At 67.9% G+C, this 19,540-nt stretch carries 19 protein-coding genes and 1 pseudogene; 13 read left to right on the plus strand and 7 right to left on the minus strand.

The window, feature by feature from the left end; genetic code table 11:
- Nucleotides 1-44: 44 nt before the first annotated feature.
- Both A5648_RS25005 and A5648_RS17630 read right to left on the minus strand, forming a co-directional pair.
- Nucleotides 45-1,496, minus strand: a complete 1,452-nt coding sequence (locus tag A5648_RS25005) for a PPE family protein, SVP subgroup (protein WP_082966561.1) — start codon at nucleotides 1,494-1,496, stop codon at nucleotides 45-47.
- Nucleotides 1,497-1,515: 19 nt separating this feature from the next.
- Complete coding sequence (locus A5648_RS17630) at nucleotides 1,516-1,815, minus strand: PE family protein (protein ID WP_064855046.1); 300 nt, start codon at nucleotides 1,813-1,815, stop codon at nucleotides 1,516-1,518.
- Between the two features lie 598 nt (nucleotides 1,816-2,413).
- Here A5648_RS17630 and A5648_RS17635 point away from each other — a divergent pair.
- The 12 genes from A5648_RS17635 (at nucleotide 2,414) to pth (ending at nucleotide 12,011) form a co-directional block, all read left to right on the plus strand.
- Complete coding sequence (locus A5648_RS17635; RefSeq protein WP_065025773.1) at nucleotides 2,414-3,088, plus strand: TetR/AcrR family transcriptional regulator; 675 nt, start codon at nucleotides 2,414-2,416, stop codon at nucleotides 3,086-3,088.
- Between the two features lie 873 nt (nucleotides 3,089-3,961).
- A complete protein-coding gene (locus A5648_RS24120; protein ID WP_165607365.1) occupies nucleotides 3,962-4,456 on the plus strand; it encodes a PAS domain-containing protein in 495 nt (164 codons plus the stop codon).
- A gap of 166 nt (nucleotides 4,457-4,622) precedes the next feature.
- The gene (locus tag A5648_RS17645) at nucleotides 4,623-5,348 is read left to right on the plus strand and encodes a GAF and ANTAR domain-containing protein (RefSeq protein ID WP_065025774.1); all 726 of its coding nucleotides are present in this window, start codon (nucleotides 4,623-4,625) and stop codon (nucleotides 5,346-5,348) included.
- A 137-nt stretch (nucleotides 5,349-5,485) separates the two neighbouring features.
- The gene (glmU, locus tag A5648_RS17650) at nucleotides 5,486-6,952 is read left to right on the plus strand and encodes a bifunctional UDP-N-acetylglucosamine diphosphorylase/glucosamine-1-phosphate N-acetyltransferase GlmU (protein WP_065025871.1); all 1,467 of its coding nucleotides are present in this window, start codon (nucleotides 5,486-5,488) and stop codon (nucleotides 6,950-6,952) included.
- A 109-nt stretch (nucleotides 6,953-7,061) separates the two neighbouring features.
- Nucleotides 7,062-8,042, plus strand: a complete 981-nt coding sequence (locus A5648_RS17655) for a ribose-phosphate diphosphokinase (RefSeq protein ID WP_065025775.1) — start codon at nucleotides 7,062-7,064, stop codon at nucleotides 8,040-8,042.
- A complete protein-coding gene (gene arsC / locus A5648_RS17660) occupies nucleotides 8,043-8,387 on the plus strand; it encodes an arsenate reductase (glutaredoxin) (RefSeq protein WP_064855050.1) in 345 nt (114 codons plus the stop codon).
- Entirely contained in the window at nucleotides 8,384-9,046 is a 663-nt protein-coding gene (locus A5648_RS17665) for an LpqN/LpqT family lipoprotein (protein ID WP_082966563.1), read from the plus strand. Before arsC ends, A5648_RS17665 begins: the two co-directional genes overlap by 4 nt.
- A 59-nt stretch (nucleotides 9,047-9,105) precedes the next feature.
- Nucleotides 9,106-9,477: a heme-binding protein gene (locus A5648_RS17670; protein ID WP_065025776.1), complete on the plus strand. Its 372-nt coding sequence runs from the start codon at nucleotides 9,106-9,108 to the stop codon at nucleotides 9,475-9,477.
- Nucleotides 9,477-9,740 carry a hypothetical protein gene (locus A5648_RS17675; protein ID WP_065025777.1) on the plus strand — a complete coding sequence of 88 codons (264 nt, stop codon included), beginning with the start codon at nucleotides 9,477-9,479 and terminating at the stop codon, nucleotides 9,738-9,740. Before A5648_RS17670 ends, A5648_RS17675 begins: the two co-directional genes overlap by 1 nt.
- Before the next feature lie 29 nt (nucleotides 9,741-9,769).
- A complete protein-coding gene (locus A5648_RS17680) occupies nucleotides 9,770-10,642 on the plus strand; it encodes an oxidoreductase (protein WP_065025778.1) in 873 nt (290 codons plus the stop codon).
- Nucleotides 10,643-10,778: 136 nt separating this feature from the next.
- Nucleotides 10,779-11,414: a 50S ribosomal protein L25/general stress protein Ctc gene (locus A5648_RS17685; protein WP_065025779.1), complete on the plus strand. Its 636-nt coding sequence runs from the start codon at nucleotides 10,779-10,781 to the stop codon at nucleotides 11,412-11,414.
- 12 nt (nucleotides 11,415-11,426) lie between these two features.
- Nucleotides 11,427-12,011 (plus strand): aminoacyl-tRNA hydrolase, encoded by a 585-nt coding sequence (pth, locus tag A5648_RS17690; protein ID WP_065025780.1) that lies wholly within the window; start codon nucleotides 11,427-11,429, stop codon nucleotides 12,009-12,011.
- 96 nt (nucleotides 12,012-12,107) lie between these two features.
- Here pth and A5648_RS17695 read toward each other — a convergent pair whose 3' ends face one another.
- From A5648_RS17695 to A5648_RS17705, 3 genes are all read right to left on the minus strand, one after another.
- Nucleotides 12,108-13,742, minus strand: coding sequence for a fatty acyl-AMP ligase (locus A5648_RS17695; RefSeq protein WP_065025781.1), 1,635 nt, complete (start codon nucleotides 13,740-13,742; stop codon nucleotides 12,108-12,110).
- 250 nt (nucleotides 13,743-13,992) lie between these two features.
- Nucleotides 13,993-14,955 carry a 4-(cytidine 5'-diphospho)-2-C-methyl-D-erythritol kinase gene (locus tag A5648_RS17700; RefSeq protein WP_065025782.1) on the minus strand — a complete coding sequence of 321 codons (963 nt, stop codon included), beginning with the start codon at nucleotides 14,953-14,955 and terminating at the stop codon, nucleotides 13,993-13,995.
- A gap of 35 nt (nucleotides 14,956-14,990) precedes the next feature.
- Nucleotides 14,991-16,469, minus strand: coding sequence for a PE-PPE domain-containing protein (locus A5648_RS17705; RefSeq protein WP_065025783.1), 1,479 nt, complete (start codon nucleotides 16,467-16,469; stop codon nucleotides 14,991-14,993).
- Between the two features lie 163 nt (nucleotides 16,470-16,632).
- On the opposite strand from A5648_RS17705, the gene A5648_RS17710 reads away from it, so the two are divergent.
- The gene (locus A5648_RS17710) at nucleotides 16,633-17,454 is read left to right on the plus strand and encodes a serine/threonine-protein kinase (RefSeq protein ID WP_065025784.1); all 822 of its coding nucleotides are present in this window, start codon (nucleotides 16,633-16,635) and stop codon (nucleotides 17,452-17,454) included.
- Nucleotides 17,455-17,561: 107 nt separating this feature from the next.
- On the opposite strand, the pseudogene rsmA reads toward A5648_RS17710, so the two are convergent.
- Nucleotides 17,562-18,437 (minus strand): annotated as a pseudogene (gene rsmA, locus A5648_RS17715) (16S rRNA (adenine(1518)-N(6)/adenine(1519)-N(6))-dimethyltransferase RsmA); the annotation flags it as partial.
- Complete coding sequence (locus A5648_RS17720; protein WP_065025785.1) at nucleotides 18,410-19,528, minus strand: resuscitation-promoting factor; 1,119 nt, start codon at nucleotides 19,526-19,528, stop codon at nucleotides 18,410-18,412. The pseudogene rsmA and the gene A5648_RS17720, both read right to left, overlap by 28 nt.
- Nucleotides 19,529-19,540 lie beyond the last annotated feature (12 nt).

Below are 19,540 nucleotides of genomic sequence, written 5' to 3' on the forward strand. Positions count from 1 at the left end.
GCGGATCTGACCGCGCTGGAGCGCGCGGGGGCCTTCCCGGCCCGTCATACGGTGGCCGGTTCGTCGTCGGTGATCGGCAAGTAGACGATCGCCGCCCGGTAGCCGGCGGGCGTGTGCCCGTTGAGCGAATACCCGTCGACCGTCGGGTAGCGGTATTTGGTGATCGGCGGGTCGGTCGATTCGGCGGCGTACCCGGCCGCGGCCGGCCGGGAGACCACCTTGAGGGGCGGGTCGTACTTGCTTGCGGCAGAGCCCAACCCGGCGACAGCTACCGGGCCACTTGAGCTTGCCGCCATCGCGGCACGGGGTAACGCGCTCAGGAACATTGGGGCGCCGACCATTCCGACGCCGCCCATTTCGCCGGCCGACATCGCCATCGGAAGGGCCGCCGGAGCCAGTGCTTCCAACGGTGTCGCCGCGGCGACGGCCCAGGTCGGCGGCACCGACAATGCGCCGACCGAGGTTGCCGCGCCCACACTCGATGCCAGACCCGCCGACAGCGCCCCCCCGCCGGCCATTCCCCCCAGGGACCCCGCCGCCATGCCCGGCATCGCGGCAATACCCGGCAAGCCAGCGATGGGCGACAGGCCGGCGATCGGCGCGGCGGCTGACGCGCCCGCGGAGGTCAGAGCCATATTCATCGGGGTCGCCATGAGCGGCCCCAGTGCGTTGGCCCCCATGAACATGCCGAACAGCCCGGGAAGGAAGCCGTACTGAGACGCCATGCTCTGCACGAGATTTGAGGGGTCGATCGTGCCGAAGAGGCCACCGCCGGTGGGCGTCGGCGTCGGCGTGGGCGTGGGCGTCGGTGTCGGCGCCGCGGCGAGGCCGGTCGGGGAGGTACCCGGTGATGCGAAGCTGTTCAGCAAAGAGGTGATCAGCTGCGATATGGATCCCTGCCCGGTCCCGGCCGAGGTCCCGGAGGCCTGTGCGGTCGCGGCAGCCTGGTTACCAACGCCGGCCGGGCTGGTCGTGGTCGGCGGCGGCGTGAACGGCGTCAGGGTCGATGCGGCCGCCGAGTCTCCGGCGTAGCCGTACATCGCGGTGGCGTCCTGAGCCCACATTTCCATGTAGTGCGCCTCGGTAATCATGATTGCCGGGGTGTTCTGGCCCAGGATGTTCGTCGCGATCAGGCTGGCCTGCAGAACGCGGTTGGCGGCGATCACCGGCGGTGGCACCGTCATCGCGAACGCCGCCGCATGGGCGGCCGCCGCTGCCTTCGCGTGCAGGCCCGTCTGCTCGGCTTGCGCGGCCGTGTCGTTTAGCCACGTCACGTAGGGCGCAGCAGCGGCCGCCATTGTGGTCGACGAGGGACCCACCCATGCCTCGCTGGTCAGATCGGATATCGCCGACGAGTAGGCGGCCGCCGCGGACTGCAACTCCGCGGCCAACGAATCCCAGGAGGAGGCCGCCGCAAGCATCGGGCCAGACCCCGGACCGGCATACATGCGTCCGGAGTTGACTTCTGGTGGTAAAGCCGCGAAATCCATGGCCATGGCTACACCTGCTGCCTCTTTAGCCGGTCGCAACCGCGTTGGCGGCCTCAGTCACCGCATACGAACCGGCGCTGACGCCCAGCGTGTTCACGAACATCTCGTGGATTGCGGCGGCTTGGGCGCTCACCGCTTGATACATCTGCGCGTGAGCCGCAAACTGTGCCGCCGTCAGCGCGGATACTTCGTCGGCAGCCGCCGGCACCACCCCGGTGGTGGGGGCGGCCGCGGCCGCATTACTCGCCGTTACCGAAGAGCCGACAGCCTGGAGGGTGCTAGCTGTCAACGCCAACGTATCCGGCTGTGCAGTTACGAAGGACATGTGCTTCTCCTCACGCTTCCCATGGGCTTGATCGGCAGTTGCCGCCTCTGGGGCCGCACATCGCGCATACGGCGATCCCGCCCCAGCGACTGCGATCCGACAGCCGACAAACCGATTCATTGCGTGAGGGCGATATTACGTACCTTTAGGATGCTGTCTAGAGTAGTCGATTACCTGAAGTCTCCCTCGCCGGTGACATGACGGCGCGCCCGTCGAAGTAGCCCCCACCAGGGCATCACCCCTCCTGCCATGCGGTTCGCCCGGCGCAGGAGCCGCAGTGCCATCGCCGCGAGGGTCGCCGAGCGGCCACGAGCACACGTTCGATCAGCCTGAATTCCTTGCACCCAACAACCCGTAACATTCTAAGAGTATGATTTCTAGCCTGACGAGTTACCATGAGTATGTCCTCGGAAGGACGATGTGCGTGGATGGTCGAACAGCATCGTGGCGAATACTCCACCCGGGCGCCGGTCCGTGTCGCCAGCCGTAGCCCTCGAAACCGCCCGGTAGCGTTTCCGACCATGCAGGTGGCGAAGCCGGCGACTGCGAGGCCGCGCCGCGATCACTCTTCACCCGGGGCACCGCGTGAGGTTCGACCGTGACCGGTACGACCGACAAGCCGGCGGACGCGACGCGGTATGAGGTCCTGCGTGCCGCATCGCACCAGTTCGCGATGCGCGCATACCACCAAGTCGGCCTCGACGACATCTTGGCGGAAGCCGAATTGACCAAGGGGGCACTGTATTTCCACTTCCACTCCAAGCATGCCCTGGCGTTGGCGGTAATCACCGAGCAGATCGACAACTACATCGCGGTGATCGAGGACCTGGTCGCCCGCAGACTTTCTGGGCTTGAGACCCTCATCGACTCCTTCTACCTCATTGCCGTCGAGGACCTCACGGAAGATGCCGCCAGAGCGAGCCTGCATCTACTCGAGTCGGTCGGCCGATTCGAGGGCCTGCAGGTCCAGTTGTTCGGGCGCTGGATGGACTGGCTCGCGTCCATTGCCGCACGCGCGGCCACCGACGGCGACATCATTGAACAGTGCGACCCGCAAGACATCGCGCGCATGTTCGTGGCGTTGTACGCGGGCCTGCGCCAGACCGGCAATCTGGACAACCCGGAAGAGTTCCTCCTCGACCTGGAGAGAATCTGGATCGTCGTGTTGACCGGCATCATACGGCCGGATCGGACCGAGTATTTCCACCAATTCATCCGCCGACGCACTGCCCTGGCGATCAACAAGACCTCAGCTCCGCGCGATCCCAGTTGACAGGCCCACCGCTGGTCAGACTCGCCAACGACGCAGCAACCGAGGTGCGCCGCCGGTTACCTGTGCGAAGCGGGATCGCTTGGACGCCAAGAGGTCTCGGAATTAGCCCGCCGTCATCGTCTGGTTACCGCACGGGAACCTCTGTTGGACAAGTGATTTACGCCGCGGCGGAACGCAAACATCGACGGATTCGGCAGCGGCCAGATCCTGTCGGCGTGGATAGCCAAGGAAGAAAGAACTGCGCATGCTGCTCGCCGGCGCACGCACCGGCCCCAATGCCCCCAGTCTCGCCACCGCTGATCCGTTGTCAGAAAGCGGCTTTCACAACATATTCGTGGCCGCAGAACTCCTCACTTCCAACTGAGTGGCCCCAACATCTCACCAATTTGGCTGTGCCTCAGGATGATTCAATGAATCGGCGTCAAACGTCTGCACCAACTGGACGGAAGGAAATGACCGCTCCGGTCCGGGTTGCGGCCTCCGAGGGCGTCCTCCGGGCGGATCTGGATCCGCACGAGGTCAGCGAGTCGCTCATCAGCGAAACCTATGGTGCGCAAGTGGTTGGGCAAAAATTACGTCGGGCGACGACCTAATTGCACGGTAGGCAGATGCCGGGCATCGGGATTCGCTGACGCGCTCGAAAGGGAAACCGAAAACCATTGCGTCGAGCATGGGCGGTCCGGTAATTTGAGCAACGCTACCCAGGCCCCCGGTCGGCGTCGGATGTGCAGGGATGGCGGGGGCGGCCTTATGGTTCAATTTCTCACACACTGGCCCAAGGGGACTGCGCATCGAGCGCGGTGGCGGCGTACTCCTCCACTCATTGCCGGGTCCGCCCCGGTGGCGGGAGTAGTTGCTCAATATGCGTTGGAGTTGCCCCGGCTGACGACGCTCGATCCCACCGGATGGGTTCGGAGCCGACCGCACCAGATCAACCGCCGCAGCGGCCAGCCTGGCTATGGGCGCGAGCGCTGGTATCGGCACAGCGGTAGGGGACTCCAGACGCCAGCGGAACGGCTGAAGGAGCTGCCGGCGCTGGTCCTGCTCGAGCGGATGCCGGTTCCCGCGCTTGCGGTCGACCGTGACGGCGCCATCTTCTTCGCGAACCCGGCATTCGCCGCGTTGCTCGGCTTCACTACCGAAGCGTTGATGTCGATGACACTGCCGGACCTCACTCCCGATGCACCGGCGGCCGATGCGATGACAACGCTCGACGAATGCCATTCCCGCATCATTGGATTCACCCATGCGGACGGCTGGATCGTACGAACAAGAATGAGCAGATCGGTCCTATGGCCGGCCGACGATTCGGCCTTTTTGGCGACGCTCGACGATCTGACCGAGAGTCTGTGGACCAACGAGCCATAGCCGAACGCATAGCCGAACGGTGGTGGTCACAAATGCAGACCGAGCGGAGTCCTTCCCCGCGGGCATTGGCGTCCTCGAACGTCGACCGGAGGATATCGGCGACCGCTTGGCAAGGCGGTCAAACAAATTCCTTTTCGGTAAAATCCGTTCCGGGGAGGGGGTGTGTATGACGTATTGCGAACGCCTGGCGCAGGCATTCGTCCGCTTGGCTGACACCGTGGTCGCCGATTACGACGCCGCTGAATTGGCGCAGCAACTCAGCGACAGTTCATTGTCATTGTTGCCGGTCGCGGCGGCCGGCATCATGCTCAGCGACACCACCGGCAGGCTGAATGTGGTGGCCGTCAGCGGCGAACAGAGCCGGCTTCTGGAGTTGTTGCAACGGGAGACTGACAACGGCCCATGGGCACATGCATTCCGCACGGGCGAGCCGTTCTTCGTCGACGATCTCACAGTGGAGCAATCGTGCCGGCAGGAATTCACCGCACTCAGTATCGAATGCGGCTTTCGCACGACGGCAGCACTGCCGCTCCGACTTCGTGACGAACGCATCGGCGTCCTGAACTTATTCGTCTCCCAAGCGGGTCCTATGTCGGACACCGACATAGCGATGGCTCAGGCTTTGGCGGACGTGGCGACCATCGGCCTGGTACAGCAACGGATTTTGATGCATTCGGAACTGATCAATCAACAGTTGCAGACAGCGCTGAACTCTCGAGTGGTCATCGAGCAGGCCAAGGGCGTCCTCGCCGAACGCGGCCATATCGACATCGGGCGGGCCTTCACACTCTTGCGCGCACATGCCCGCCGCACTAATCAGCGTCTGACCGAACTCGCTCACGCCGTGGTCGACGGCGCCGACACGGTCGCTATATTCGACCAGGCAATCTAACCTCGACGGGGTCAGGACCGCCGTCGCTCCCAGGACCGACCGCGCCTGCGACGCTTCCGCGGGAGCACACGGATACTGACACGCTGAGCGGCGCGTCGGCGAACACAGACTCACGGCGGACAGCCGGGGGAGGCTTGATGGGTAACCACGTCGAATCGGCGGTCCTGGTCTTGGCGGCCGGCGCCGGAACCCGGATGGTCTCCGACACCCCCAAGGTGCTGCACACCCTGGGCGGGCGCAGCATGCTGTCGCATTGCCTGCGCGCGGCCGCCGGGATCAACCCCCGCCATCTCGTGGTGGTGCTGGGCCACGCTCACGAACGCATCGCCGGCCCGGTCGCCGAACTGGCGCAGGCCCTGGACTGCCGCATCGACATCGCCCGGCAAGACCAGCAGCTGGGCACCGGGCACGCGGTGCTGTGCGGCCTGTCGGCGCTGCCGGAGGACTTCGCGGGCACCGTCGTCGTCACCTCCGGCGACATACCGCTGCTGGACAGCGCCACTTTGGCGACGCTGGTCGACACCCACCGCAATGCCCCGGCCGCGGTCACCGTACTGACCACCACGATGGCCGACCCCACCGGTTACGGGCGAATTTTGCATACCCAAGACGGTGAGGTGACCGCGATCGTCGAACAGGCCGACGCCACCGAATCGCAGCGCGAGATCCGCGAGGTCAACGCCGGGGTGTACGCCTTCGACATCACGCCGCTGCGTTCAGCGCTGGGCCGGCTGGGCTCGGACAACGCCCAGCACGAGCTGTACCTGACCGACGTGATCGGCATCGTGCGCGGGGACGGCCAGGCAGTGCACGCCCGGCATGTCGACGACGCCGCCCTGGTCGCCGGCGTCAACGACCGGGTGCAGCTGGCCGCGTTGGCCGCCGAACTCAACCGCCGGCTCATCGCCGCCCATCAACGCGCCGGTGTCACGGTCGTCGACCCCGCCACGACCTGGATCGACGTGGAGGTGACCATCGGGCGTGACACCACCGTCGCACCCGGAACCCAGCTGCTCGGCACCACCAGGATCGGGGCGCACTGCGAGATCGGGCCGGACACCACCCTGACCGACGTCACGGTGGGCGACGGTGCCTCGGTGATCCGCAGCCACGCCGCCTCCTCCTCGATCGGAGCCGGGGCGGCGGTCGGACCGTTCAGCTATCTGCGGCCCGGTACCGCACTGGGCGCCGACGCCAAGCTGGGCGCGTTCGTCGAGACCAAGAACTCCACCATCGGCACCGGGACCAAGGTCCCGCACCTGACCTACGTCGGCGACGCCGACATCGGCGAGCACTCCAACATCGGCGCGTCCAGCGTGTTCGTCAACTACGACGGCCAGAACAAGCGGCGGACCACGGTCGGCTCGCACGTGCGCACCGGCTCGGACACCATGTTCGTCGCGCCGGTCAGCATCGGCGACGGTGCCTACACCGGCGCAGGCACCGTGGTGCGCGACGACGTGCCGCCGGGTGCGTTGGCGGTCTCGGCCGGCCCGCAGCGCAACATCGAGAACTGGGTGCAGCACAAGCGCCCCGGCAGCCCCGCCGCCGAGGCGGCCGAAAAGGCCCAGGCGAGCGGCGATGAACCGGATCGATCATCGTGAGGTTGGTCGCGTTGCGGCAACCCGAGGCGAAATCACACGTCGGGCTACGTACCATAAGGCCCGAGTTAACTCGACCATTTTCCCAGATCTCCGACGGCGGGGGCAGCGCGTGAGCCACGAGTGGACAGACAACCGCAAAAACCTGATGCTCTTCGCTGGTCGTTCGCACCCGGAGTTGGCTGATCAGGTCGCCAAAGAGCTGGACGTCCCGGTCACAGCGCAGACCGCCCGCGACTTTGCCAACGGCGAGATCTTCGTGCGCTTCGAGGAGTCGGTGCGCGGCTGCGACGCCTTCGTGCTGCAGTCCCATCCGGCGCCGCTGAACCAGTGGCTGATGGAACAGCTGATCATGATCGACGCACTCAAGCGGGGCAGCGCCAAGCGGATCACCGCGATCCTGCCGTTCTACCCCTATGCCCGCCAGGACAAGAAGCACCGGGGCCGCGAGCCGATCTCCGCTCGCCTGGTGGCCGACCTGCTCAAGACCGCCGGCGCCGACCGGATCGTCACGGTGGACCTGCACACCGACCAGATCCAGGGCTTTTTCGACGGCCCGGTCGACCACATGCGCGCCCAGCCGCTGCTGATCGGCTACATCAGGGAGAACTACAGCGACTCCGACATCGTGGTGGTCTCCCCCGACTCCGGCCGGGTGCGCATCGCCGAGAAGTGGGCGGACTCGCTGGGCGGGGTGCCGCTGGCTTTCATCCACAAGACCCGCGACCCGCTGGTGCCCAACCAGGTGAAGTCGAACCGCGTCGTCGGTGAGGTCGCCGGTAAGACCTGCGTGCTGATCGACGACATGATCGACACCGGCGGCACCATCGCGGCGGCGGTGAACCTGCTGCGCGAGGACGGCGCCAAGGACGTCGTCATCGCGGCCACCCACGGGGTGCTGTCCGAGCCGGCCGCCGAGCGGCTGGCGGACTCCGGTGCCTGCGAGGTGATCGTCACCAACACCTTGCCGATCACCGCGGACAAGGTATTCCCGCAGCTGACCGTGCTCTCGATCGCCCCGCTGCTGGCCAGTACCATCCGAGCGGTGTTCGAAAACGGCTCGGTCACCGGACTTTTCAACGGAGACGCCTGAATGACCGACGGGACCATCTACCACAACCCACGCTGCTCCACCTCGCGCAAGACGCTGGAACTGCTGCGCGACAACGGTATCGAGCCGACGATCGTGGAGTACCTGAAGAACCCTCCGTCGCGTGCGGAGCTGGCGGAGATGATCAGCGCCGCGGGCATCGGCGTGCGCGACGCGGTGCGCACCGGCGAGGCGGTGTACGCCGAACTGAACCTGGCTGATGCCTCTGACGACGAACTGCTCGACGCGATGGCCGCCCACCCCATTCTGATCCAGCGGCCGTTCGTCGTCACCGACAACGGAACCCGGCTGGCCCGCCCGATTGACGCGGTCCGCGAGATCCTGTGATCCGCCGGGCGGCCCTGGCGTGCACCGCAGCGCTGGCGTGCGCGGCACTGGCTGCAGCGGCGGCTGGTTGCGGCACCAAAACGCCTGACTACCAATCTATTTGGGATAACGGCAGCACCACCACCACGTCGGAGGAACCGCAGGCCCCGGTGACGGTCGGACGTTACCTGGAAGACCAGGGGGTAGCCGCCGAGGCGGTGGCCCCGAACGCACTGACCGACCTGACCGTGTCGATCCCGACGCCGCCGGGTTGGACCAAGAAGGACAGCCCGACGTTGCCGAAGACCACACTGGTCATCGGCAAGGGCGAGACGTTTCCACGGGCGATCCTGAGCGCGGTCAAACTCGACGGCAACTTCGATTCGCACGAGGCCATCAAGCATGGTGTGGTCGACGCCCAACTGTCGCCCAAGTTCCGGCTGCTGGACGCCTCCAACGAGGACTACCAGGGCTTCCCGTCGTCGATGGTGCAGGGCACCTACGAGATGAACGGTCAGCGCCTGCACAGCTGGTTCCGGATGGTGATGGCCACCGGCTCGGCACCGGCCGACCAGCGCTACCTGGTGCAGTTGGCGATCACCGGCCTCCACGACGAGGCGCCCAAACAGGCCGCCGACGTCGAGGCGATCATGAACGGGTTCACCGTCGCCGCGAAGTGACCCCCCACGGCGTCTGCGGCTGCTAACGTGCAGCGGGCCAGCTGAAAGGGAGTTCTGCCATGGCCCGTGCCCCCATCCGTTCGACAGTGCTGCGCTGTGGTGTCGGCGTGGCCGCACTCGCCGTAGGCCTGTTGGCACCGTCGGCGGCGATGGCCGACCCGCCGCCGGGCTGCACCGCCGCCGACCTCGCCGACGTGGCCGCCGGCGTCGCCGCGTCGACCTCCGGTTACCTGTTCGCCCATCCCGACGTCAACGCGTTCTACACCGGCCTGCACGACCGGCCCGGTAACGAGGTGCCCGACGCCGTCCGCGACTACTTCGACGGCAATCCGCAGGCACACGCCGACCTGCTCGGCATCCGCCGGCCGCTGGTCGATTTCCGCAGCCGCTGCGGACTGCCCGAGGCCGATTCCCCCCTCCTGGGGCAGTGATGCCCCGCCGGATCTGCGCCGCCGCAGCACTGGCATTGGGCGCGTTGCCGGGAGCCGCGGTGATCACGCCCGCCGGCACCGCTGCCGCCGACGTCTGCGTCGGTGTGGGCCGCCGCGTCCATGTCAGCACCTGCACCGACCTCACGCCGCCGCCGGCCTATTACGCCCCGCTGCCCGAGGACGTGCCGCCACCGCCGCCGCCCCCGCCGCAGACGTGCGTCGGCTACAACGGCCGCTGGATCGACACCAACAACTGCCACTGAGCCGTGCGACGGTCATTAAGGTTGCAGCCATGACCGCATGGACCGCCGCTGATCTCCCGTCGTTCTCCGGCCGCACAGTCATCGTCACCGGTGCCAACAGCGGACTGGGCGCCGTGACCGCCCGCGAGCTGGCCCGGGCGGGAGCCGGCGTCACTCTGGCGGTCCGCGACACCGCCAAAGGTCAGGCCGCCGCGGCGGGCATGCCCGGTGATGTGACGGTGCGGGCCCTGGATCTGGCGGACCTGTCCTCAGTGCGGCGCTTCGCCGACGAGACGCCGGCCGTCGACGTGCTGATCAACAACGCCGGGATCATGGCGGTGCCCTACGCAACCACGGTCGACGGGTTCGAGAGCCAGATCGGCACCAACCATCTGGGCCACTTCGCGCTGACCAACCTGTTGTTGCCCAAGCTCACCGACCGGGTGGTGACGGTGTCGTCGTTCATGCACCAGATGGGCTACATCAGCCTTAAAGACCTGAATTGGGAGTCGCGGCGGTATTCGGCTTGGCTGGCCTACGGCCAATCCAAGCTGGCCAATCTGCTGTTCACCAGCGAGCTGCAGCACCGGCTGGTGGCGGCCGGCTCACCGCTGCTGGCGCTGGCCGCCCACCCCGGGTATTCGAGCACCAACCTGCAAGGCCACACCGGCAATCGGATCGGCGATGCGCTGATGCGCACGATCGGCAACGGCCTGTTGGCCACCAGCCCCGATTTCGGTGCGCGCCAGACCCTGTATGCGGCTTCGCAGGAGCTGTCCGGCAACACTTTCGTCGGGCCGCGTTTCGCCTTCCTCGGCCGCACCGGCTCGGTGGGCCGCAGCCTGCTCGCCAAGCGCGGCGCCACCGCCGCCGCGCTGTGGGAGCTGTCCGCCCAGCTCACCGGGGTGCAATTTCCGCTCTGAGGTGCTGGTGCGCTAGCCTGACCAGGCGTCACGGCGAGGGCGGCCAGTTCGGCCGCCGTTATCGGCGAGGACCTCCTAGGGTGGTTGTCGCGATCTGGCCGTGCCCCTGCACGCCGTAGCAACCACAGGAGTAACGATGGCCAAGGCCCCGACCACCAACCAGCTCACCGTCGCGGTGCGTTCCGAGACCGGTAAGGGCGCATCTCGCCGGGCCCGCCGCGACGGCAAGGTCCCCGCGGTGCTCTACGGCCACGGCACCGAGCCGCAGCACCTGGAGCTGCCCGCCCACGACTACGCGGCCGTGCTGCGGAACTCCGGCACCAACGCGGTGCTCGTCCTCGACATCGACGGCAAGGAGCAGCTGGCGCTGACCAAGGCGCTGGACATCCACCCGATCCGTCGCACCATTCAGCACGCCGACCTGCTGGTGGTCAAGCGTGGCGAGAAGGTCATCGTCGAGGTCAACGTGGTGCTCGAGGGCGAATCGTTCCCCGGCACCCTGGTCACGTCGGATGCCACCGTGGTGGAGATCGAGGCCGAGGCGCTGTCGATTCCCGAGCAGCTGACCATCTCGATCGAGGGCGCCGAGGCCGGCACCCAGGTCACCGCCGGCGAGCTCGAGCTGCCCAAGGGCGTGAGCCTGATCTCGGACCCCGAGCTGCTGCTGGTCAACGTGGTCGAGCCCAAGGTTGTCGAGGAGCCGTCGGAGGAAGAGGCAGGTGCGGAAGCTGCCGCCGAAGGCGGCGCAGCCCCGGCCCCCGAGGCCGAGTAGACCGAGCACAGCGTGGCCGAGTCACCGCCGGTACTGGTGGTCGGCCTGGGCAACCCGGGGCCGAACTACGCCCGCACCCGGCACAACGTGGGCTTCATGGTCGTCGACCTGCTCGCCGAGCGGATCGGCTCGGGGTTCAAGCTGCACAAGCGCTCCGGTGCCGACGTGGCGACCGGGCGCCTGAGCGGACGTGCGGTGGTGCTGGCCCGTCCGCGCTGCTACATGAACGAATCGGGCCGCCAGGTGGGTCCGCTGGCCAAGTTCTACTCGGTGCCGCCGGCTGGCATGGTGGTGATCCACGACGATCTGGACTTGGACTTCGGCCGGATCCGGCTCAAGCAGGGCGGCGGCGAAGGCGGCCACAACGGGCTGCGTTCCATCGCAACGGTGTTGGGCAGCAAAGAATTTCAGCGCGTCCGCTGGGGAATCGGCCGGCCGCCCGGGCGCCAGGACCCGGCGGCGTTCGTGCTGCAGGCGTTCGGTTCCCGTGAGCGCGAGGAGGTGCCGACGATCTGCGAGCAGGCCGCCGACGCCACCGAGTTACTGATCGAATTGGGCTTGGAGCCGGCGCAGAACGTCGTGCACGCCTGGCCTTAGTTGCGCGACCAGTCCCCCGCAAGCGGGAGGTACCCCCAGCGAAGGCCCCTAAATCGCGACCGATTTGGGGGCCTTCGTGTCTGCTCGCGGGAAAAACTAGGTGACCAGGGCGACAGAGTTGGCCCGACGCAACTTGCCCGACGGGGTCTTGGGGATACTGCCCGGCCCCAGCACCACCACATTGCGGGGCCGCATGTCGACCTCGGTGACCACCTCGTGGGCCACCTGATGCTCGATCCGGCGCACCTCGGCGGGATCCTGCCAGGCGTTGGACTCCACCGCGACCGCGAACGTCTCGCGGGAGTGCCCGGCGTCCAGGCGCACCGCGACCGCGCAGCCCGGCCGCACGCCATCGACCCGGCCGGCGGCCCGCTCGATGTCGGTCGGGTAGATGTTGCGGCCGGCCATGATGATGACGTCCTTGACGCGGCCGCAGACCACGACGTGGCCGTCCTCCATCTGGTAGCCCAGGTCGCCGGTGTCGTACCAGCCGTGCTCGTCCTGTGCCGGCAGGAAGCCCGCCATGGTCAGATAACCCGGGGTCACCGGCTCGCCACGCAGCTGGATCACGCCGACCCCGCGCGGCGGCAACGAGGCGCCGTGCTCGTCGACGATCCGGATCTCGATGCCCTCCAGCAACGGTCCCAGTGAGGCCAGCCGCCGGGTGTTGCCCTTGGTGGCCGGCACCGCGCGGCGCAGGGCGGCCAGCAGATCGGCATCGACCTCGTCGACCACCAGTCCCGCTCCGCACTTGGAGAACGACACCGCCAGCACCGTCTCGGCCATCCCGTAGGCGGGCAGGATCGCCGCCGGGCTGAGCCCGAACGGCTTGCCGGCGTCGATCAGGTCCTCGACGTCGGCCGGCTCGACCGGTTCGGCGCCCGACAGCGCGAACCGCAGCGTCGACAGGTCGAACTGGCCCGGCGTGGCCTGCTTGCGCAGCCGCTTGGCGAACAGCGCGTAGGCGAAGTTCGGGGCCGCGGTCATGGTGCCCTTGTACTTGTCGATCAGCTTGGCCCACAGCAGCGTGTCGCGCAGGAAGTCCATCGGGGTGATCTTGACCAGCTCGGCACCGAAGTACATCGGCACCGTCAGGAAGCCGATCATGCCCATGTCGTGGAAGCACGGCAGCCAACTGACCATGACGTCCTTCTCGACGTCGTACTCGGCGCTGATGAACATCGCCTCGGCGTTGGAGTAGATGTTGCGGTGGGTGATCTGCACGGCCTTGGGCGAACCCGTCGATCCCGACGTCAACTGCATCAGCGCCAGGTCGTCCTCGCCGGCCTCCACCGGGTCGATCGGGTCGGCCACCAGCAGCTCGGCGACGGTCAGGACCTTCAGGCCCTTCTCCTGCAGCACCGGCATCGCGGCCAGGAACGGGTCGGAGATGATCACCGCCTTGGCGTCGATCATGTCGACGACGGTCATGGTGTCTTCGGCCCAGACCGCCAGGTCGGTGCGCGGGGTGGGCTGGTGCAGCATGGTCAGGCTGGCGGCGCGGATCCACACACCCTGCGCGGTGGGGGCGATTTCCACCGGGGCGCCGGCCAGCACCCCGACCGCATCGCCTGGTCCGACGCCGGCCGCGGCCAGTCCGCCGGCGATGCGGCGAGCGCGCTCGTGAACTTCGGCCCAGGTGTGCCGGACCGGCTCGTGCGGCTCACCGGTGACCATGCCCTTGGTGGATTCGCGTGCGCTGCGGAACATGTTGTCGGTAAACCTGCTCACGACGGCCTCCTAGCCGGCACCGGTACTTTGCCAACGGGCTGAAATTTCATGTTCCACCTGCTGGAGACCACTTCGCGAGAGGCGCGCGCACACAAATCGGTGGCGTTTGCATCTCGAAACCGTAATGGGCGGCCCACCAGATCGGCACGCCTCTGGTTGGCAGGGATGTCCTGGCCGCAACTAGTCACCGCGCTGTATCTTAAACTCCTCTTAATCGAGGGGCAAATCCTGGCCGTCATTGGAGCCGCCGTCACACTCCGGTCACTGACGACGGCACCACCCGGGCGCCGTAGACCGGGCCGCTGGCCACCCGTACCGCACGGCCCGCACCGAGCGCGGCCAGCTCGACGGCGACATCGGCCGCCGAGGCGCCCGAGGCGCACAGGAACGCGCACGTCGGCCCGGACCCGGTCACGATGCCCGCCAGCGCGCCGGCCTCCACGCCGGCACGCAGCGTGCGCCGCAACGCGGGATTGAGACTGATCGCCGCCGCCTGCAGGTCATTGCCGAGCAGCCCGGCCAGCTGCTGCGGGTCGCCGGCGGCCAACGCCGCCAGCACCGGCTCGGACTCGCCCAACTCCGGCAGGGTCCGCCCGGTGTCGCGCAGCCGGTCCAGCTCGGCGAAGACGGCGGGCGTGGACAGGCCGGCGTCGGCGAAGACCAGCACCCAGTGGAACGTCTCGCGGGTGAGCACCGTCGCCAGTTCTTCGCCGCGGCCGGTGCCCAGTGCGGTGCCGCCGTGCAGGGCGAACGGCACATCGCTGCCCAGCCGGGCGGCCACGGCGTGCAGGTCGCGGCGCGGCACGCCCAGCTCCCAGAGCACGTTCATCCCGACCAGCACTGCTGCGGCGTCGGCGCTGCCGCCGGCCATACCGCCGGCCACCGGGATGGATTTGTCGATGGTGATCGCGACATCGGGGGCCCGGCCGACGTGCTCGGCCATCAGCTCGGCGGCCTGCCAGGCCAGATTGCGCTCATCGGTGGGCAGCACGTCGGCGCCCTCGCCGGTGATCCGCAGCGAGAGCACGTCCGCGTCGCGCACGGTCACCTCGTCGACCAGCGAAACGGCGTGGAACACCGTGGTCAGCTCGTGGTAGCCGTCATCGCGGCGGTCACCGACGGCCAGGTAGAGGTTGAGCTTGCCCGGCACCCGCACGGTGACCGACCCGGTCGGGGACCACTCGGTGGCGGCGTTTCCGTCGGATGCGGTCACGCCGATGAGACTAGCGGGTGCATACCTGCGGGCGGTTATCCGAACAGGTCGGCGAAGTCGGCCTGGATCGAGCTCAGCGCACTGCTCATGACCATGAACTCGAAGCCGGCCGCCATGGTGACCAGCCCGGTGCTGGCCGCCAGCGGCAGCCCGATCGCGTTGAGCAGGTCACCGGAGGCCAGCTCTTGGGCGAACAGCGTCGTGGCGTAGGCCGGCAGCGTGGTGAATAAGGAGTTGAGGATGTCGGCGGTCGGCAGCAGCGTGCTGTACAAGGTCGCGCTGGCACTGGTGAACGCGTTGACGATGTCGGTCAGGCTGGGCATGACGAACTCCGCGCCGCCCGTGTCGAAATTCCACAAGTCCGCCGCACTGCCCGACGAGAGGTTCTGCAGGTCGTCGGTGAAGTCGGTCCACCCCTGCTGGGCGCCGTTGACCAGCGCGGTGAACACGTCTTGCAGGCTGACGTCCGGGAACACCCCGAACGGGGTGGACACATCGGCCGGTCCCTGGGACCAGCCGTGCTCGATGTCCCCGTAACCGAGGTTGACCAGCACCCGCAGGCTCGGCTGCAGCAGGTCGGCGATCGCGTTGCCGAATCCGCTGCCCCGCAACGGCTGCAGCAGCGGCAGGTCCTCGGTGGGGATCATGAAGTACCGCGTGTTGCCGGCGTAGTCGTCGCTGACCGGCAGTTCGATGGCCGACGCCAGCTGGGCGTCGGTCAGCGTTGGGTAGGTGCCGTGCACGTACATGATGCCCATGAAGGCGTTGAGGTCGGATATGAAGTTCAGCGGGTACTTGGGGAAGTCGGCGAAGCCGTCGTACTCCTGGGTGTAAAACGCGGTCTCCCACGGGGTGTCGGCCGGGGTGCCGCCGCTGAAGGTGACGCCCAGGCTGGGCAGCGTCAGCTCCGGCAGGTTCGGGTTGATGCTGGTCAGGTCGAAGCGGGACAGCAGGCCGCCATCGGGGGTGCTGGGGCTGCCCAGCATCACGAAGGACAGTTGGTCGGCGCCCGGCCGCTGGTCCTCGGGCAGGCTCAGCAGCTGCTTGATCTCCAGCGCGTTGATGACACCACTCTGCGAATAACCCAGCACGACAAGGTTATTGCCGGCGGCGGTCTCTTCCATGATCTTCTGGTGCAGGATCTCGACGCCCTGGTCCAGCGAGGTGTCCAGCGGCAGCGACTTCACGCCGGTGAGCGGGTACAGCCCCTCCGGGGTGAACAGCGGATTGGTGACGTCGACCGGGAACAGCGGCTGGCCGGCGAACTTGGGCGTCGCCGGGTCCAGGAACCGCTCGGTGAGGGCCGTCAGGTACTGCGGCGGCGGGACCGGCAGACCACTTCCGCCCATGATCCAGGACTCGGTGTCCAGCAAGGTTGCTTGGGCCACCACGGTTTCCGCGCTCGCGGCCGGCCCGGGCGCCACCGCGGGCGCTATCCCGAGTGCGAGCATGCCGGCGACGGCCAGCGGCACGGCGCCCAGCGTGCGCAGGTCAGGACGGGACAGCGTGGTCATGGCGAACCTCCCCAGGAAGACGACGGGACGATTATCACTCGGTAACAGCGAAATGTCATCGATTTTTAGCTGTTTGATCATCTTTTTCTTAGTTTCATGCCACCGTTGCCCGATTGGCGCGCTTCGAGGCCCAAGCCGGTGCCGTCGCCATAATCTGGTGCACATGGGTGAGGCCGGCGGGGACTTCGGCGGCTACCTGATCGACCGGGAGATCGGGCGCGGGGGGCACGCCAGCGTGTATCGGGCTCATCATCCCGAGGACGACCCGGGCACGCCGGTGGCGCTGAAGATCCTCGACGAATTGCACCGCACCCCCGTGGAGCAGGCCCGGCTGGATCGCGAGTTCGAGTTCGCGCGCGTCCTGGACCACCCGAACGTCATCACGGTCTACCGCCATGGGCCGTGCTGGCTGGCGATGCAGTTCGTCGACGGCGGCAAATCGACCGGCCTGCAGACGTTGCCGGATCAACTGGCCGCGCTGGCCCAGATCGCCGACGCCCTCGACTACGCCCACCACCGCGGCATCGTGCACTGCGACGTCAAACCCGCCAATATCCTGGTTCCCGCGGACTTCCCGCGTACCGGGGCGGTGCTGACCGACTTCGGCTCGGCCCACGCCGTCGTCGAGGACGTCTGGTCACGGCCCCGCAGACCGGGCAGTCCCGAGGTCTCACTGCCCTACACCGCGCCAGAGATCCTGTGCGGCAAAGCCCCCTCGGCCGCCACCGACGAATATGCGTTGGCCTGCACCGCGGTCGAGTTGCTCACCGGAGCGCCGCCCTTCCCCGCCGACAACGCGCCCGAACTGGTGGATGCGCACCTACGGCGGCTGCCGCCGCCGGTCTCGGCGGCGTTCGGTCCGGCCGGCCGGGCCCTCGACGTGGTGGTGGAGCGGGCGATGGCGAAACTGCCGGCGCGGCGCTATGACTCCTGCACCGAGTTCGTCGGTCAGCTGTCCCGGGTGCTCGCTGAACCGCCGGGTTGATGCGGCGGTCCCAGCTTCGCCTCTCCTCCGTCGAGCCTCGCTGAACCGCCGGGTTGATGCGGCGGTCCCAGCTTCGCCTCTCCTCCGTCGAGCCTCGCTGAACCGTCGGAAACCTGAAGCAGACGCACGAAATCGGCGATCGACAGGGTCTCACCGCGCCGCGCCGGGTCGATCCCGGCCGCCTCCAGGCGCTGGGCGGACTGCGCGCCCGATCCCGCCCACTCGGCCAACGCGTTACGAATGGTCTTGCGGCGCTGGGCGAATGCGACATCGATCAACGCGAAGACCTGCCGGCGGAACGCGTCGTCGACCGGCCACGGCGCGGCGTCATACCGGTCGATGCGCACCAGTCCGGAGTTCACCCGCGGCACCGGCCAGAACACGCTCGGCGGCACCGTGCCGCACCGGCGCACCTCTCCGAAGAACCGCGCCTTGGCGCTGGGCACCCCGTAGTCCTTGCCGCCCGGCTCGGCGGCCAGCCGCTCGGCCACCTCCAACTGCACCATCACCATCACGGTGCGGATGGAGGCGAACTCGGCCAGCAGGTGCAACAGCGCCGGGACGGCGACGTTATAGGGCAGGTTCGCCACCACCGCGGTCGGTGCGGTGGCCAACTCGTCGCGGCGCAAGGTCAACACGTCGCGGCCCAGCACCGCCAGGCGGTCAGCGTCTGTGGGTGCGTGCTCGGCGACGGTTGCCGGCAGCCGCTGTGCCAGCACCGGATCCTTCTCGACGGCGATGACCGAGGGACCGTGCTCGAGCAGGGCCAGGGTCAGCGATCCGAGTCCGGGCCCGACTTCCAGAACGTGGTCGGCCGGGGTGATACCGGCACCGGCGACGATCCGGCGCACGGTGTTGGCGTCGTGAACGAAGTTCTGGCCCAGCGCTTTACGGGGCCGCAGGTCGAGTTCTGACGCCAGGGCTCTGATGTCGCCGGCCCCGAGCAGCCCGATGGTCAGCGTCTCCCGCTGCACACCGGCCAGGCGCCCCAGCCCTGCCGCGCCTGGGTGACCTCGGCGATCGCGATCTGCTCCTCGCGGGTGGCCATGTCGGCGCGCGGGGCATACTTCAGCCCGCCGTTGGCGATCCAGGTGCCGTAGTCGAACTGCACCCCGCCGTAGAAGCCGTTGCCGGTGTTGATCGCCCAGTTGCCGTGCGACTCACAGTTGGCGATGCGGTCCCACGCCGCGCCGTACACCGACTCCGGCACCTCGGTGCCCGGCTTGGCGCCGACGCGCAGCACCGAGTCGCGGGCCGGAGCCACCACGGCGTTGGACACCGGCAGCCGGCCGGTCTCGGCGCCGTTGACGGTGGCCACCGAGTAGGTCACGTCCTGGGTACCCGGGGTGCCGGGGTCCTCCACGACCTGACGGCTGATGTTCATCTCCGGGTCTTCGACGCGCCGCGCCGTCGGCGGCAGCGGCACCCGCTCGGTGACGTGGGTGACGCGGATGCGGGTCACCTGAATCTCCATGCCCTCGGTGACCGGGGTCGAGGCCGCGGGGCTGACCTTGTCGGCCTGTTCCAGCGGGGTGCCGTCGGCGGCCAGCAGTTCGCTGACGTTGCGCGCGGCCAGGCGCACCGTGCGCACCACACCGCCGTCGTCGATCCGGACGTTCTTGGCGCTGAGCACCGGCAGCGCCATGCCCGCCAGCGGCACGCGGCTGCCGCGCGAGGCCGCGGCCGGTGCGGTGTCGGTCATCGACAGTTGCGCCAGCGCCTCGTCGACGGACAACGCCGTCGTCCAGACCTGCTGGGGCTCGCGGCCGTCCAGGGACAGCTGCAGCGGCCGGCTGCGCCGCACCACGATGGTGTCGGCGTTCTGCACCCGGGCGTCGCGCGCCGGGGTCACGTCGTCACGCTCGCCCAGGTCGAACCCGTTCTCGGCGACGACGTCGATCACCCGCGACCGCATCGTGGTCACGGTCACCGGGGTGCCGTCGACGTCCAGCATGACGGTCTTGGTACTGGCGACTGCGAAGCCGCCGGCGAAGGTCAGCACCAGCAAGAGCGCGCCGACCAGCATCCGCAGCATCGGCGAGGGCGCCTGATGCAGCCTGGTCAAAGTGTTCAAGGAACAAAAACC

This window comes from Mycolicibacter sinensis (genome assembly GCF_001673565.1).
Taxonomy (GTDB): domain Bacteria; phylum Actinomycetota; class Actinomycetes; order Mycobacteriales; family Mycobacteriaceae; genus Mycobacterium; species Mycobacterium sinense_C.